The following is a 16,360-nucleotide window of genomic DNA, read 5'->3' on the forward strand; positions in this document are numbered from 1 at the left end:
GCTACAAGAGCTTATTTACTCGCCACGGACCAGACGGTCGAAGGCAACGACGGTAATGGTATCGCCGAGCTCCTTGGAGACCTGCTCGGCGTACTTCTTGATGGTGAGGGAGCTGTCCTTGATGAACTCCTGCTCGGTGAGCACGGACTGCTTGTAGAACTTCTCCAGACGGCCAACAGCCATCTTCTCCTGGATGGCCTCGGGCTTGCCGGACTCGGCAGCCTGAGCCATGTAAATCTGCTTCTCATGCTCGACGGTCTCGGCCGGAACCTGATCGCGGGTAGCGCAGATCGGAGCGACAGCGGCAACCTGAAGGGCAACGTCGTGGGCAAAGGTCTTGAAGGACTCAGCCTGAGCGGTCTCAGCCTTCTCGAAAGCAAACTCGACGAGGACGCCGATCTTACCACCCATGTGGATGTAAGAAGCGAGAGCGCCGTTCTCGGCCTTGCGGGCGGCGAAGCGGGAGATCTTCATGTTCTCGCCCATGATGTGAATCATCTCGGTGAGCTCGGAGGAAACGGTCTCCTCGCCCATCGGCTTCTCGAGCAGAGCGTCGACATCGGCCGGCTCGGTGGTGGCGACAACCTCGGCGACCTTGGAAGCAAAGCCGGTGAACTTGGCGTTGGAGCCGACGAAGTCGGTCTCGCAGGAGAGCTCGAGCAGAGCGCCGGTCTTGCCATCCTCGGAGACGAACGCGGCGACAGCGCCCTCGTTGGTCTCGCGGCCAGCCTTCTTGGCAGCCTTAGCGAGGCCGTTCTTGCGCAGAACGTCAACAGCGGCGTCCATGTCACCGTCAGCCTCGACGAGAGCCTTCTTGCACTCCATCATCGGGGAGTCGGTCATCTCGCGGAGCTGCTTGACCATAGCGGCGGTAATCTGGGCCATTGTGGTTCCTTTCAAAGAGATGAAAAAGACTTAATTAGGACTGATTTACTCGGCCTTGGGCTCAGCGGCCATCTCGGCCTCGGAGACCTGCTCCTTGCCGGAGCCGGCGAGGCAAGCGTCGGCCATGAGCTCGCACATAAGGGTGACAGCGGAGATGGCGTCATCGTTGCAGGGGATGCCGTACTCGACCTCGTCGGGATCGGAGTTGGTATCGATCAGAGCGACGACGGGGATGTTCAGGCGCTGGGCCTCCTTGATGGCGTTCTCCTCGCGCTTAGTGTCGATGACGAAGAGAGCCTGGGGCAGACCCTTCATGTCGCGGGCGCCACCGAGGTTGGTCTGGAGCTTAGCGAGCTCCTTACCCAGAACAGCCTGCTCCTTCTTGGGAAGAACAGCCATGCGGCCGTCCTCGACCATGGCCTCGAGCTCCTCCATGCGGTTGATGCGGGAGCGGATGGTGACGAAGTTGGTCAGCATGCCGCCGAGCCAACGCTGGTTGATGTAAGGCATGTTGGCGCGCTCAGCGGCGTTCTTGACGGCCTCCTGAGCCTGCTTCTTGGTGCCGACGAACAGCACGTTGCCACCCTTGGCAACGTTCTTGACGAAGGTGTAAGCCTGGTCGGCGTCAAGAATGGTCTGCTTGAGGTCGAGGATGTAGATGCCGTTGCGCTCACCGAAGATGAACGGCTTCATCTTGGGGTTCCAACGACGGGTCTGGTGACCGAAGTGGCAGCCGGCCTCGAGCAGGGTGCGGATATTAATCTTGGTAGCCATGTTAAACCTCCTGTGGTTTGCCTCCGCGCGGGGTCATCCTCCAAAACCAACCCGGACATGTGCTACCAAAGCCCGGGCACCACGGTATGAAGTAGCCGCGCGTGCGTGATAAAAACCTGTTGCCGTGAAGCAACCCGATGAATGATAGCAGGATTACATCTTTCTGCCAACCCGAAATCAAAACCACACACACGGACGCGCGATCGATTGGATAGAACCCCTCTCCTGCCTTACTCGCCGCGCGGAAGAGCTTGGGTAACGGCGCGTTTGAGCCGATCGGGCGTGAGATGCGTATAAATCTGCGTGGTGGACAAGCTTGCATGCCCCAGCAACTCCTGGACAGAGCGCAAGTCCGCTCCGCCCTCGAGCAAATCGGTCGCAAAAGTATGGCGCATCGCATGCGGGGCGATATCGGAAGGGATACCCGCAAGCGTCGCCAACATATGAAACCGTCGCCTAAGCATGGCGGCGCTCATACGGTTGCCGCGTGCCGAGATAAACAGCGGATGCACACCGTTCGTACCGTCGCCACGCTTTGCCTGAGCAAGAAGCTCCGGTCTTCCTTCCTCAATATAGCGACGGGTCACATCGAGAGCACGCCGATACAGGGGCACGATACGCTCCTTGCTCCCCTTACCCCAAAGCCGCAGCGTTCGCTCGGACCAAGCAATGGACTCAACATTGAGTGCCGCAAGCTCAGAGATGCGAGCCCCAGATGCATAGAGCAATTCGAGCATCGCCGCATCGCGCAGTCCCGCAGGCGTTGAAACGTCTGGCGCTGCAAGCAGTGCCTTAACCTGCTGGGTGGTCAGCACCCCGGGCAAATCGCGTGGAAGCTTGGGCGAGGCAATCGCAGAGACAGCGTCTCCATCGATAAGACCCTCGGCAGCCATCCATCGATAGAACGAACGAATGGTAGACAGGTGCGCCGCAATCGTCCTGGGCGCCACCTGCTCGCGCGACAGCTCCGCCAGATACATGCGAACGGTACGTACGTCCGCCGTGCGTGCATCGATATCCCCACGCTCGCACCAAGCGGCAAAACGCTCCAGACGAGAGCCGTAAGCGATAACAGTGTTAGAAGAAAGCCCCTCGACGCGTGCAATATAGGCTATGAACGAGTCGACGGTATCGTGCAGGTCAAAGGCTATGACCGATCGCCCCCAAACAGGTCGGAGCGCGATTCCAGATAGGAATCCAAGGCCTTAAGGGCGCGATCCGTATAGGCCTGATAGCGATCACGTTTGCTGCGGCGTTTACCGTCCTCGAGGGGAGGCACCAGGCCAAAATTAACATGCATGGGCTGATATCCGACCGTAGCAGGATCGGTCGCATAGCCCACGAGCGCGCCGAGAGCGCCCACGCGCGGCAGCTCGACAGGAGCAACCTCGATAGCCTCGGCATAGGTATTGAGCGCAGCGAGGAGACCCGTGGCGACCGCTTCCATGTAACCCTCCGTACCGGTAATCTGTCCGGCAAGGCGCACGCCCGTGCCGGGCACGGCGAAGGTCCCATCGAGCACATGGGGAGCATCGACAAAGGTATTGCGATGCATGACGCCATAGCGGAAAAACTCGGCATTCTCCAGACCGGGAACCATATGAAAAACGCGCTTCTGCTCGCCGAAGGTCAGGTTGGTCTGAAAACCAACCAGGTTATAGGCGGTCTTTTCCTTGTTCTCGGCGCGCAGCTGAATCGCCGCCCAGGGACGGCGACCGGTGCGCGGGTCGGTGAGCCCGACGGGCTTCATAGCGCCAAAGCGGATGGCATCCTTGCCCGTGCGCGCAACCTCCTCGGCAGGCTGACAAGCCTGGAAGAGGTCCCCGCCCTCAAAGTCCTTGAGCACCACGCGATCGGCCGTGGTAAGCGCCTCGATAAAGGCCTCGTACTCCTCCTTGTTGAGCGGGGCATTGAGATAGTCGCCACTCCCCTGCTCCTCGTAGCGCGACTGCGAAAACAGCACATCCATATCGAGCGTCGAGGCATCGACAATCGGGGCCGCGGCGTCAAAGAACGCCAGGGAATCACCACCGACGAGCTTCATGACCTCCCCGCTCAACGCCGGCGAGCACAAGGGACCCGCGGCGATAACCACATGGCCCTCGGGAATCTGGGTGACCTCGCCGTGAACGACCTCGATATTGGAGCGGGCGGCAACCTCGGCCTCGACGAGCTCGGAGAATTTAACACGGTCGACCGCCAAGGCGCCACCAGCGGGAACGGCAGCGCGATGAGCGCAGTCGAGCAGCACCGAACCCATACGCTCGAGTTCGGCCTTCAACAGGCCGGCGGCGGAATCGGGTCGGGTCGACTTAAACGAATTGGAGCAGACGAGCTCCGCCAAGTGATCGGTATGGTGGGCAGGAGAGGTCACCAGCGGCCGCATCTCGCACAGCTTTACGGCAAACCCGCGATCTGCCAGCTGAATCGCGCATTCCGATCCCGCCAGACCGCCACCGATAACCGTCACTTGATCAAACAGCATCTGCAAACACCTTTCTAATTGACACGCTTTCCATTGTGACCGAAGGGCGTCTGAGCGTGAAGCGCAAACTTTGAGGGCGCATACCTTCCATCCATCATGCGCTCGATGAGTCCCTCGAGCTCGAGTGAGCCCAGAAGTTTGAGCACGCCGACGGCATCGAGGGAGACGAGCGCGGCAATGTCATCGACCTTGAGCGGCGAGGCAATGAGCGCGTGCATCACGGCCTGCTGCGTGGGGTCCAGATCGGCGATACCGGGCGCATCGGGACGCGAATAGCGCAGGGTGCCGTAAATTCGCGAGATGGCCATCTCAATAGACTCCTCGTCAACAATGCAGCAGGCCCCGTTGGCGATGAGGTAGTTGGTCCCACGCGACTCTGGTGACAAAATGGAGCCAGGTACCGCGAGCAGTTCGCGCCCCAGGTCCATGGCGGCCTCCGCTGTCGAGAACGTGCCCGAGGGCATGCCGGCCTCCGACACGAACAGCGCCTGCGAAAGCGCGGCAATCACCCGGTTACGCCGCGGAAAGGCAAACTTGCGTGGCCCCATACCCCAAGGCGAGATGGACACGACCGCGCCGCCCGTATCGATCGTGCGCGCGATCAGCCCTGCACTCGAGCGCGGGTAAACCACGTCGGCGCCCGTACCCAACACCACGACGTGCCTGCCACCAGCGTTGACCGCGGCCCAACCCGAGGCCTGGTCGCAGCCGACCGCACCGCCCGAGACCACCGTCACCCCCGCCTCGACCGCAACTTTCGCGGCCAGCTCTGCCACGGCAAGGCCGTACGGCGAGGCCTTGCGAGCGCCGATGATGGAGAGCGCGGGCGTCGACAGTGCGGCGGGGTCGCCACGCACATAAAGCGTCTGGGGTACATCAGAGAGCTCCAAAACGGTATCTGGATACAACGCATCACCGGGATGCAGCTCAAAAGTCTCCTCGGGCATTACTGGTCCCTCCTCCCCTGGTACATCGCCGCCTCGAGCACGTGGTCTTGGGTTACCCGCTCACTTTCGGCAACATCGGCAATCGTGCGCGCGATACGCACCAAGCGCACGATGCCGCGACCGGTAAGATGCGTGCGCCTCGACAGGCCGAGCACGCACTTTTCCGCTGCCCCATCGAGCGCAAAGGTCGAAACGACGCCGTCGATGGAACGTGACTCATCGTCCTCGGCCTCGGCATCTGCATCGTCCAAACGGGACTCACGCCAGGCACGAAATGCCCGACCCCGCACAACATAGTCACGTAGTTCAGCTGACGACATACCCTCGGCACCCTCGATAATTACCTGCGGGTCGGGTCGGGTCACGTCAATCATAAGGTCAATACGATCGGCCAAGGGACCACGTAGCTTAGACCGATAGCGCTCAACCATCGAAGCCGAGCAGCGGCACGGTACCTCGCGATCGCCCAAAAAGCCGCAGGGACAGGGATTGCTCGCGGCAAGCAGCTGGAACCGCGAGGGAAACGTGAAAGCCCCATCGACGCGTACGATCTTGACGTAGCCGCGCTCTATGGGCTGACGGAGTGTCTGCAGCACGCTGTTGGGAAACTCGGCAAGCTCGTCTAAAAAGAGCACGCCGCCGTGCGCCAGGCTAATCTCGCCCGGGTGCACCGGCCGTCCGCCGCCAATAAGGCCCGCAGTCGAAATGCTGTGGTGGGGGCTACGGAACGGCCGGTGTCCCGCCAGCAAACCATCGATGTTCTCGCCCAAGACCGAATGGATGCACAGCGCCTCTTGCTGATCCTCGAGAGAAAGCTCGGGCAAGATACCCGTCATGCGGCGTGCGAGCATGGTCTTGCCCGAACCCGGCGAGCCAATCATAAGCAGGCCGAGCTCCCCCGCCGCCGCGAGCGCAATGCCGCGCTTGGCAACCTCCTGCCCCAGCACATCGGCATAATCAAGTTCTGGCTCAAACGACGCCTCGACACCCTCGGAATCCAGATAATGCCGAGCCGCCTCGCCCATACCGCGGGCGAGCTGAGACAGATGGTCGATAAAGCCACAGTCCACACCGGCAAGCGGCACATGTTGATCCGACCTTCCTGCAATAAAGGACAGGCCCATATCACGCGCCAACAACTGAAACGCAACCTCGCCTTTTACGGGCAGCACGCTACCATCCAGCCCGAGCTCACCGGCAATAAGGCAATGGTCTAGATGGTCGCGGGGAATCTGCCCATCGGCCGCCAGTACCGCGATGGCAATCGGCAGGTCAAAACCACTGCCCGTTTTACGGATGTCGCCCGGAGCCAAGTTGACGGTAATGCCCGCTCGTGGAATCTCAAATCCCGCCGAGCGCATTGCGCAGCGTATGCGGCCACGCGACTCCATCACCTCCATACTTGGAATGCCAAGCATTTGGATACCCGGAATACCGCCGGCAAGCGAGACCTCGACCGTGACGGGAATCGCCTCGACGCCACGAATGCATGCAGCGTGGACGGCAAAGGTGTCAAACGCCATCACGATACCTGCCAATCGAATGCGTTGTATTGATGCTCAATCTCCGCAATATGACCGCCGCGGATAGTAACGCCCACCGCGTCGAAGCGAATCGCCTTAAGGGGATAGTGATCCATAAGGTAACAACTCGCGATACGGCGGTAGCGACGCTGCTTTTGGGCGTCCACCGCCTCCTCGGGAAAGATCCGCGTGTTGCAATCTAGGGCGACGCGCCTTGTCTTGATCTCAGCCATCACCACGACATCATCAAGTTCATCAAGCAGTACCAGATCGGCCTCGCCCTCGGGACACCGGTAGCCCTGTTCCAAGAGGGCATAACCGCGCTCGCGAAAGTAATCGATTGCAATAAGCTCGCCCAGCATGCCCAGTTCTCGAGGACTGAGGCCCTTAATGAACCCAGGCGTAATCGACGCGCAATCAATCTCCCCGCTCTCCCAAAGCTCTTTGAGCTGTTGCGTCTTGCTCTTTGCACTTGCGGCGCACATGGGGTCTCCTTTCCCGCGCACGATATTGACCCGATCATGAGGCCGCCTTTCTTGCGGGTAAGTACCAAAAGAAAACCAAAGACCAACCAAAAACAAACAAAAAAGGGACCGCATGCAACAATTGCGTTGCATGCGGTCCCCACCAGCTGGTTTATAAAATCCCAGAAGTCCCTGTCTCCATATTTGCCTTAAAAAAGACGCTCCGTCTGCAAAAAATTTCCGCAGAAGCTCACACGATGCAACGGAGAAAGGCCATGTTTACGAATAGCCTCAATGTGCTCGGGGCTCGCATAGCCCTTTGACTCAGCAAGATGATATTCGGGATACTCGGCATCGTACTCGACCATCATCTCGTCACGCGTGACCTTGGCCATAATGGAAGCAGCGGCGATGCAGGCGATTTTGGCATCGCCCTTCACCACATCGCGCTCGTTAGGGACGGCACCCAAGGGGTTGCCGTCCATAAGCACGCAATCGGGCTCGAGCCCCGTATCGGCCACCGCGCCCGCGACGGCAGCGCGGATGGCGCGGGCCATGCCCATCTCATCGATGTCCGCAGGCGCGATATGGCAAAAACCAATGGCCGTAGCCACCTCGGCAATCTGCACCGAGAGCAGCTCACGACGGGCAGGCGTGAGCTTTTTGGAATCGTTAATGCCCCAAACGCGCGGCTCCATGGGAAGGCAGACAGCGCAGACCGTCAACGGGCCGGCGACAGAGCCGCGCCCCACCTCGTCAACACCAACGACCACGCCATCGCCGCCGAGCTCATGCATCAGCTCGTACATGCCGTTGACGCGCTCGCGCTCGGAAAGTTCCTTGGCATGGCGCTTAAGTGCGCGTTCGCAAGCCTTGATCACCTGCTGGCGCGGATCCTCGCGATAGTGCTCCACGAGGGCGGGAATCTCCTCGAACGTGGCACTCGCCAGCTCGCCGGCAACCTGCGATGCCGAAATCGAGCTCGTCATATTGGCCATACCAGGCCCTCCTTGCATGGAAATCAGATAAAAAGAAGGGCCACCCGAAGGTGACCCTTGTGTCCAAACGAGTGGACAGACGCTGCGATCTTCTTAGCGCTTCTCGGGGATGCGAGCAGCCTTGCCCACCTTGTCGCGGAGGTAGTACAGCTTGGCGCGACGGACGCGACCATGACGGACGACCTCGAGCTTGGCGATCTTGGGGCTGTGAAGCGGGAAGGTACGCTCAACACCGACACCGAAGGAAATCTTGCGGACGGTGAAGGTCTCACGGGCACCGGCGCCGGCCATGCGGATGACGTCACCCTGGAAAACCTGGATGCGCTCGCGGTCGCCTTCCTTAATGCGGTAGTGAACCTTGACGTTGTCGGCAACGCGGACCTGCGGGATGTCCTCGCGGATCTGCTGACGCTCGATTGCGCGGATGTAATCCATGTGCAATTCCTTACTCTTCTAGAGGTGCCGTACCACCTTGGCCGGCACGTAGTTGAACAAACGTATTCGAGTATACACGCGCGGGTTTCTGCTGCAAGAACAATTTTTTTCGCAGACAAAAAGACAAAACCCGCACATGATAACCGCCCGCCTCACAAATGAGACGGGCGGCATGAAGGGGGCTACGCTAGGGGTCTATACACTAAACGCTAGGCGGAACGCTTGGCATCGAGCTTGGCCTGGGCGGCAGCCAGTCGTGCGAGGGGCACGCGATAGGGCGAGCAGGACACGTAGTCCACATCGGCCACGTTGAACAGGCCCTTGATGGACTTGGGGTCGCCGCCGTGCTCGCCGCACACGCCAAAGTGCATGTCGGGGTTGGCGGCGCGACCCTTCTCGACTGCCATACGCACCAGCTCGAGCACCGCCGCGTCGATGGTCTCGAAGGGATTATCCTTCAGGATCTTCTTGTGCATGTACAGCGGGATGAACTTGGCCTCGGCGTCGTCGCGCGAGAAGCCGAAGGTTGTCTGGGTGAGGTCGTTGGTGCCAAAGCAGAAGAAGTCGGCATGGTGGGCGATCTCGTCGGCGACCATGCAGGCGCGCGGCAGCTCGAGCATCGTGCCCACGGGAATATTGAGCTCGACGCCCTCCTCGGCGGATACCTCGGCGATCACGCGCTCGATGACCTCGCGGGTCTGGACATGCTCGGCTGTGATGGAAACGAGCGGGACCATGATCTCGGGGCGCGGGTCGACGCCCTCCTTGATAAGGCGGGCAGCAGCCGTGGCGACGGCGCGAACCTGCATGAGCGGCAGATCGCCAAAGACAACGGACAGGCGCACACCGCGCAAGCCGAGCATCGGGTTGGACTCAACCATGCCGTCGATTCGACGCAGGCGGGCACGCAGGGTGGCAAGCTCTTCCTCGCCGGCGCCGGCGGCTTCCTTCTTGGTGATGGCGACCTCGAGCTCGCGAGGATTATCCAGGAACTCATGCAGCGGCGGATCGAGCAGGCGAACGACCACATCGCGACCGGACATGGTCTTAAACATCGCCAGAAAGTCCTCGGTCTGAACCTTGAGCAGGTCGGCCAGGGCCTGCTGCTTCACGGCCTCGTCGTCGGACAGGATAAAGCTCTGGATAATGTTCTTGCGATCGCCCAGGAACATGTGCTCGGTGCGGCACAGGCCGATGGCCTCGGCGCCAAACTCGAGTGCGAGCGCGGCATCCTCGGGGTTGTCGGCGTTGACGCGCACGTGGTTGGCGTGACCGTCGGTCTCGTCCAGGCGAATCTCGTCTGCCCAGGACAGAATGGTGTCCAGATCGCCGGTGAGCTCGGCGGAGACCAGATCGACGGCGCCATCGACGACAATGCCCTGAGTGCCGTCGATGGAGATGATGTCGCCCTCGTGAAGCACGCGGTCGCTGCCCTCGATGCGCACGACCTTCTCGGCGGCGTCAATATGGAAGCGCTCAACGCCGCAGACGCAGGGCGTACCCATACCGCGGGCGATAACGGCGGCATGGCTCGTCTTGCCGCCGTGGCTGGTAAGGATGCCCTCGGCAGCGACCATGCCCTTCAAGTCATCGGGGTTGGTCTCCCAGCGAACCAGAATGACCTTGTGGCCCTCGTTGGCGCGCGCGACGGCATCGTCGCTCGAGAACACGACCTCGCCTACGGCGGCGCCGGGGCTGGCGTTAAGGCCGCAGGCCAGGGCCTCGTACTTCTTGGAGGAGTCGAACTGCGGATGCAGAAGCTGGTCGAGCTGCGCCGGATCGATGCGACTCACGGCCTCCTCGCGGGTGATGAGGCCCTCCTCGACCATCTCGATGGCGATGCGCAGCGCGGCGGTTGCGGTACGCTTGCCCACGCGGGTCTGGAGCATCCAGAGCTTACCCTGCTCGATGGTGAATTCGATATCGCACATATCGCGGTAATGATCCTCGAGCGTCAGGAAAACGCGCTCGAGCTCCTCACCAGCGGACTCGAGGCCCGGGGTGGTCTTGAGGTCGGCGATGGGCTCAGTGTTGCGGATGCCGGCGACGACGTCCTCACCCTGGGCGTTAACCAAAAAGTCACCGTAGAACTCCTTGGTGCCATCGGCCGGATTGCGCGTAAAGGCGACGCCGGTCGCAGAGGTCTCGCCTTTGTTGCCAAAAGCCATGGCCTGGACGTTGACGGCGGTACCGAGCTCGTCGGAAATGCCATGCTGTTTGCGGTAGATGCAGGCGCGCTCGTTCATCCAGCTGCCAAAGACGGCCTGGATGGCAAGGCGCAGCTGGAGCTCCGGATCGTGCGGGAAGACGGGCTTGCCGTCGACAACCTCGAGCTCGGGATACAGGGCAGCCTCGACGTTCTCGGAGAAGATGCCCTTGAAGGTCTCGACGAGCTCCTGCAGATCCTCGGCCGAAAGCTCGGAATCGACGCGAACGCCGGCGACCAAGCGAGCCTGGGTCAGGGCGTTCTCAAACAAGTCGGCATCGACACCCATAACGACGTTGGAGAACATCTGGATAAAGCGGCGGTAGCTATCCCAGGCAAAACGCGGGTTTTGCGTCTGGGCAATGAGGCCCAGAACGGAGTCGTCGTTAAGGCCCAAGTTGAGGACCGTGTCCATCATGCCGGGCATGGAGAACGGAGCACCCGAGCGAACCGACACGAGCAGCGGGTCGGATGCGTCACCAAGCTTCTTGCCGCAGCGGGCCTCGAGATCGGCCTCGGCGGCAACGATCTCATCGAGTGCGCCTTCGGGCCACACGTTGCCGGCACCGGAGTACTCGACACAGGTTTGGCAGGTAATGGTAAAGCCACCGGGAACCGGCAGGCCGATGCGGCTCATCTCGGCAAGATTTGCACCCTTGCCGCCAAGCACGAAGTTCATGGACTTGTCGCCCTCAGTGACACAGGTGCCCTGGGCGTCGGTTCCAAAACGGTAAACCCTCTTGCAATCGCTCACGATACTCCCCTTCCATGCGCTGTCGCGCACGACCGTGGTAACGAATCGACCCGCCGGATGCGAGCCGTGAGGGTACTATACGGCGGGTATTGGAAGTGCTTGCGTAGAGGGTGCGAGGTTTGGTAAACGTGGTAAAACTGACGGTAAACGGTAGATAAAGGTGGTTACCTTATGAAGATACCAGTGTAGGAGACTTGCAGGTTAACTGAAAGAACTTTGCTAAATCGCTTTACCATAAGTAGCTAATTTGGGACGGGGCTTTTTTTAGCTACCCCGTCGGCAATCGGCCAAAAAGCTCGCGGCCTCAGCCGGGGTAGCTAAAAAAGCCCCGTCCCAAATTAGCTACTTTTGTTGGGCTCGGCGAGCGGCACGACGGGCTCGAGCTTCTTGGATTTCCTCCAAATGACCGATGATCTCGGATGCACTCTCCTCAATCGCCTTACCGTCGGTACGCACCACAAAGCAGCCTAGGCGCTTCATGAGGGCACGGGCTTCCTCAAGCTCGCTGCGCACACTCTCGGGCTCGGCATAGGAGCCGGCGACGGCGCGGGCGTAGTCATCGCCCAAGCGGCTGTCGCGAATCTCAGAAATTACGTCAACGGTCGAAATCAGGCCGAACAGGCGCATCGGGTCGACCTCGTAAATCGACTTCGGCGGCTCCATGCCGTGCGCCAGCGGAACGTTTGCGACCTTGTAACCCTGATAGGCCAAATACATCGACAGCGGCGTTTTGGACGTACGCGACACGCCCAGCAGCACGATATCGGCCCCCGAAAGGTCGTCGCAACCGCGCCCGTCATCGTGCTCAACGAAATACTCCATAGCCTCAATGCGGTGGAAATAGCGGTCATCCGTTTTGTGAATAACGCCCGCAACGCCCTTGGGCGGCACACCGATGAGCGACGACAGCACGGCAAGGGTCGGACCGATCAGGTCGACAGAGCGAATATGCAGCATACCCAGGTAATCGAGCACGCGGGCGCGAAGCGCCGGATCGACGATAGTGTGGAACACGGCGATATCACGATGGTCCGCATCGACGCGCGGGCCCACAAACGACTTGACCTGCTCCACCGAGTTCACTTTGGGCAAGCGCAAGAGACGAAAAGCCCCTTCATCAAATTGCCCGGACGCCGCAAGCACCACCTCACAAGCGGTATCACCGAGCGAGTCGGAGATAACGATAACGGTGGGACGAGCGGTGACCGGGCAATCCATGCGGGGCTCCTTTTGCGCTTATGCGCAGGCTGGCTTACTTTTTGCGGGCAAGCTCACCGATGTTGGCGATGCCAGAGAAAACGGCCTCGAAGCGGTTGAGCAGCTTAAGGCGATTATCGCGGAGCTGCTCGTCCTTGTCCATGACCATAACCTCGTCGAAGAAGCGGTCGATGGGGGCACGCAGGGCGGCAAGGGCGGCAAATGCGGCCGGGTAATCCTCGGCAGCAAGGGCGCCATCGACAGCGGTCTGAGCAGCCTCGGAGGCATCGGCGAGCGCGAGCTCGGCCTCACCCATCAGACTGCGATCATACTCCATACCCAGCTCGGGCTTGGAGATGTGCGCGGCGCGGGCATAGGCAGTAGCCAGGTTGTCGAAGGTCTCGGCATCGTTCTTACGAGCCTCGTCGAGCGCGGCGCAGCGGGCGAAGAAGACGGACGGAGCGATGATGTGCACCGCGGAGACGGCGGCGACGGTATCCGCCGGAATCTTCTCGTCGCGGGCCATGCTCACCAGACGGCCGTGGAAGAAGTCACGGACCTGCTGGGCGACCTCGGCGGCGTCGAACTCGATGCCCTGCTCGCTATAGAGCTCAAGGGCAAAGTCGATGAGCGTCGTGGGGTCGATCGGCAGACGATCGCGCAGGATGTTGATAATGCCGATAGCGGCGCGACGCAGCGCGTAGGGGTCAGAAGAGCCGGTCGGGGGCTCACCGATGGCAAAGATACCGGCAATGGTATCGAGCTTGTCGGCACAGGCCACGATACAGCCAGCGGTGCCCTCGGGCAGCTCATCGCCGGCAAAGCGGGGACGATAGTGATCGCGAATGGCGTGGGCGACCTCGTCGTTCTCCCCCATCGCAGTCGCGTAATAGCCACCCATCACGCCCTGCTGGCTCGTGAACTCGACGACAGCGTTGGAAACCAGGTCGGCCTTGCACAGGTGCGCGGCGCGAGCGGCATCGGCAGCGAGGTGGGCGCCCAGATGGGCCTCGCGGGCAATAGCGAGCGCGAGCTGCTCAATGCGCTCGGACTTGGCGAGCACGCTGCCGAGCTTCTCCTGGAAGGCAACCTTGGCCAGACGCTCACGGAACTCGTCGAGGGAGATCTTCAGGTCCTCCTCGTAGAAGAACTTGGCATCGTCCAGACGGGCGCGCACGACGCGCTCGTTGCCGTCGATCACACGCTCGGCATTCTCGGGCTTGCTGTTGGAGACGACCACGAACTCACGCGTGAGCTTGCCCTCGACGTCATAGATCGGGAAGTAGCGCTGGTTGGTGAGCATGGACTCGCAGATGATCTCGTGCGGGACCTTGAGGAACTCCTCGTCGAAGGTACCGACGAGCACCGTCGGCCACTCGCAGAGGTTAATGACCTCCTCGAAGACCTTCTTGGGCGTATCGACATGGCAGCCAGGGCGAGCGGCCTCGACCTCGGCAATACCGGCAAGGATGGCCTCACGACGACGCTCGGCAGAGAGCACGCCGGCGTCCTCGAGCACCTGCTCGTAGACGGCAGGACTGGCGACAACATGGTCACCGGCGCCCAGCACGCGATGTCCGCGCGTGGTATTGCCGCTCGTCACATCGGCAAACGTCACGGGCACAACGTCCTCGCCCAGAAGGCAGCAGATCCAACGGACCGGACGCACAAACGTAGCGTGCTCGTGGCCCCAGCGCTGACTGCGGTAGTTGGGCCACTGCAGGCCCGCGATCGTCTTCTCGCACAGGGCCGTCAGAATAGGGGTAGCCGGCGCGGAGGGAATGTTCTTCTCGGCGAACACGTACTCGCGGCCGTCGGTATCCTCACGACGGATCAGGTCCTCGGCAGCCACACCGCACTTGCGGGCGAAGCCCTGGGCGGCCTTGGTGGCGTTGCCGTCGGCATCGAAGGCAATGTTTGCCGCAGGGCCGCGCTTGACCTCGTGGACCTCATCGGTCGCGGTGGCGACGTTGGCCACGAGCGCAGCCAGACGACGCGGGCTCGAGATCACGCGGACCTCGCCATGGGCCAGGCCGGCCTCGTCGAGGCCCTTGGCGATCATATCGCCAAGCTGCTTGACGGCATTGTTCAGCGGTGCGGAGGGCATTTCCTCCGTACCGATCTCAAACAGGAAATCCTTAGCGTCTGCCATGGCTTACGCCACCTCGCCTTCCTGGTCGGCATTCTCGTTAACTCCGGCGACCTCGGCCATATAGGCCTCGCAGCACGCCTTGGCGACGGCGCGGACGCGCAGGATGTAGTTGGCGCGCTCGACTGCGGACAGGGCGCCGCGGGCATCGAGCAGGTTGAAGGCATGGCTGCACTTCATGACGCAGTCGTATGCGGGCAGCGGCAGCTTGCGCTCCAGACAGGAGTGGCACTCGGCCTCGTAGTCGTCAAACTTCTGACGCATCATCTCGACGTTAGCGACCTCAAAATTGTAGGCGCTAAACTCGCGCTCGTTCTCCAGGAACACGTCACCGTAGGTCATGGGCGTGCCGTCGGGCAAATAGCTCCACACCAGGTCATAGACGGAGTTGACACCCTGGGCGTACATGGCGATGCGCTCCAGGCCGTAGGTGATCTCGACGGGCACGGGGTCGACCTCGATGCCGCCCACCTGCTGGAAGTACGTAAACTGCGTGACCTCCATGCCGTTGAGCCAGACCTCCCAGCCAAGGCCCCAGGCACCGAGCGTCGGGCTCTCCCAGTCGTCCTCGACAAAACGAACGTCATGGTCGTTGGGGTCCAGGCCAATGGCGGCAAGAGACCCCAGGTAAAGCTCCTGGGCGTTGACCGGCGAGGGCTTGATGAGCACCTGGAACTGATAGTAGTGCTGCATGCGGTTGGGGTTCTCGCCGTAGCGGCCGTCGGCGGGACGGCGGCAGGGCTGCGCATAGCAGGTGCGCCACTCGGCAGGACCGAGCGAGCGCAGCGTGGTCGCGGTATGGAAGGTACCGGCACCGACCTCGGAGTCATAGGGCTGCATAATGACGCAGCCCTGCTCGCCCCAGTACTGCTGGAGGCGCAGGATGATGTCTTGGAAGGAAAGCGATGAAGCGTTCATGCCTCTAATATCCCCTCGTCGAAACGATTACACGGTTAGGTACTGTACTATAGCGGTTTTTAGTCGATAGCGCCCAGACGGTTGAGCGGCCAGTAGCGCACAAGCGCCACAGCGATCAAATCAGAGCGATCGACGGGACCAAAGTAGCGTGAGTCGGCTGAGTTCTCGCGGTTGTCGCCCATCACCCACACGCACCCGTCAGGGACGGTGTAGGGATAGCTCACCTGAGCACCAGGCGCCTGGACCGACAGTGGCCAGCTCATGCCCGTCGTATAGTCCTCGTCGAGCGCTTGGCCGTCAACGACCACCTTGCCGTCCTGCAGGTTGACCGTCTGGCCGGCCGTAGCGATGACCCGCTTGACGAGCACATCGTGCTCAGAGGTGCCATCGGGGTTGTGGAACACCACAATATCGCCCTGTTTGACAGGCTGGCCGAGCTCAAGCGTCACCTTTTGCGCCAGGATCTGGTCGCCAATCTCAATCGTGGACTCCATGGAACCGGTGGGCACCACAAAGGGCTCGACCACAAACGAGCGAATCAAGAAGGTGGCGACGAGCGCAATCGCGACGACCACGACCCACTCAAACGCATCCTTTAGTATGGAATGCTGCGACGGAACCATTC

General features: G+C 61.2%; 14 protein-coding genes. All 14 read right to left on the bottom strand.

The window, feature by feature from the left end; all coding sequences use genetic code 11:
* Positions 1 to 15 precede the first annotated feature (15 nt).
* On the bottom strand, positions 16 to 885 hold the full coding sequence (tsf, locus tag ACTQW0_RS05665) for a translation elongation factor Ts (RefSeq protein WP_022094736.1): 870 nt from the start codon (positions 883 to 885) through the stop codon (positions 16 to 18).
* A gap of 45 nt (positions 886 to 930) precedes the next feature.
* Complete coding sequence (gene rpsB / locus ACTQW0_RS05670; protein WP_055285135.1) at positions 931 to 1,659, bottom strand: 30S ribosomal protein S2; 729 nt, start codon at positions 1,657 to 1,659, stop codon at positions 931 to 933.
* A 230-nt stretch (positions 1,660 to 1,889) separates the two neighbouring features.
* Positions 1,890 to 2,843, bottom strand: a complete 954-nt coding sequence (locus ACTQW0_RS05675) for a tyrosine recombinase (protein ID WP_441567311.1) — start codon at positions 2,841 to 2,843, stop codon at positions 1,890 to 1,892.
* Positions 2,807 to 4,144: a methylenetetrahydrofolate--tRNA-(uracil(54)-C(5))-methyltransferase (FADH(2)-oxidizing) TrmFO gene (gene trmFO / locus ACTQW0_RS05680; RefSeq protein ID WP_441567276.1), complete on the bottom strand. Its 1,338-nt coding sequence runs from the start codon at positions 4,142 to 4,144 to the stop codon at positions 2,807 to 2,809. The genes ACTQW0_RS05675 and trmFO overlap by 37 nt, the downstream gene beginning before the upstream one ends.
* 14 nt (positions 4,145 to 4,158) lie before the next feature.
* Positions 4,159 to 5,091 (bottom strand): DNA-processing protein DprA, encoded by a 933-nt coding sequence (locus ACTQW0_RS05685; protein ID WP_441015515.1) that lies wholly within the window; start codon positions 5,089 to 5,091, stop codon positions 4,159 to 4,161.
* Positions 5,091 to 6,614, bottom strand: coding sequence for a YifB family Mg chelatase-like AAA ATPase (locus ACTQW0_RS05690; protein WP_427717565.1), 1,524 nt, complete (start codon positions 6,612 to 6,614; stop codon positions 5,091 to 5,093). Before ACTQW0_RS05690 ends, ACTQW0_RS05685 begins: the two co-directional genes overlap by 1 nt.
* Positions 6,614 to 7,099: a YraN family protein gene (locus ACTQW0_RS05695; protein WP_441015517.1), complete on the bottom strand. Its 486-nt coding sequence runs from the start codon at positions 7,097 to 7,099 to the stop codon at positions 6,614 to 6,616. The genes ACTQW0_RS05690 and ACTQW0_RS05695 overlap by 1 nt, the downstream gene beginning before the upstream one ends.
* Positions 7,100 to 7,287: 188 nt before the next feature.
* Positions 7,288 to 8,076 (bottom strand): ribonuclease HII, encoded by a 789-nt coding sequence (locus ACTQW0_RS05700; RefSeq protein ID WP_154516244.1) that lies wholly within the window; start codon positions 8,074 to 8,076, stop codon positions 7,288 to 7,290.
* 93 nt (positions 8,077 to 8,169) lie between these two features.
* Positions 8,170 to 8,511 carry a 50S ribosomal protein L19 gene (rplS, locus tag ACTQW0_RS05705; RefSeq protein ID WP_117583231.1) on the bottom strand — a complete coding sequence of 114 codons (342 nt, stop codon included), beginning with the start codon at positions 8,509 to 8,511 and terminating at the stop codon, positions 8,170 to 8,172.
* A 209-nt stretch (positions 8,512 to 8,720) separates the two neighbouring features.
* A complete protein-coding gene (ppdK, locus tag ACTQW0_RS05710; RefSeq protein ID WP_441559131.1) occupies positions 8,721 to 11,471 on the bottom strand; it encodes a pyruvate, phosphate dikinase in 2,751 nt (916 codons plus the stop codon).
* Positions 11,472 to 11,813: 342 nt separating this feature from the next.
* Complete coding sequence (locus ACTQW0_RS05715; protein WP_154516238.1) at positions 11,814 to 12,689, bottom strand: pyruvate, water dikinase regulatory protein; 876 nt, start codon at positions 12,687 to 12,689, stop codon at positions 11,814 to 11,816.
* Between the two features lie 34 nt (positions 12,690 to 12,723).
* Positions 12,724 to 14,820 (bottom strand): glycine--tRNA ligase subunit beta, encoded by a 2,097-nt coding sequence (gene glyS / locus ACTQW0_RS05720; RefSeq protein WP_441567277.1) that lies wholly within the window; start codon positions 14,818 to 14,820, stop codon positions 12,724 to 12,726.
* Positions 14,821 to 14,823: 3 nt separating this feature from the next.
* Positions 14,824 to 15,735 (bottom strand): glycine--tRNA ligase subunit alpha, encoded by a 912-nt coding sequence (locus ACTQW0_RS05725; protein ID WP_006236091.1) that lies wholly within the window; start codon positions 15,733 to 15,735, stop codon positions 14,824 to 14,826.
* Positions 15,736 to 15,794: 59 nt separating this feature from the next.
* Complete coding sequence (gene lepB / locus ACTQW0_RS05730) at positions 15,795 to 16,358, bottom strand: signal peptidase I (RefSeq protein ID WP_441567279.1); 564 nt, start codon at positions 16,356 to 16,358, stop codon at positions 15,795 to 15,797.
* Between the last annotated feature and the right edge of the window lie 2 nt (positions 16,359 to 16,360).

Source organism: Collinsella sp. LCP19S3_B7 (genome assembly GCF_052121795.1).
Classification (GTDB): Bacteria; Actinomycetota; Coriobacteriia; order Coriobacteriales; family Coriobacteriaceae; genus Collinsella.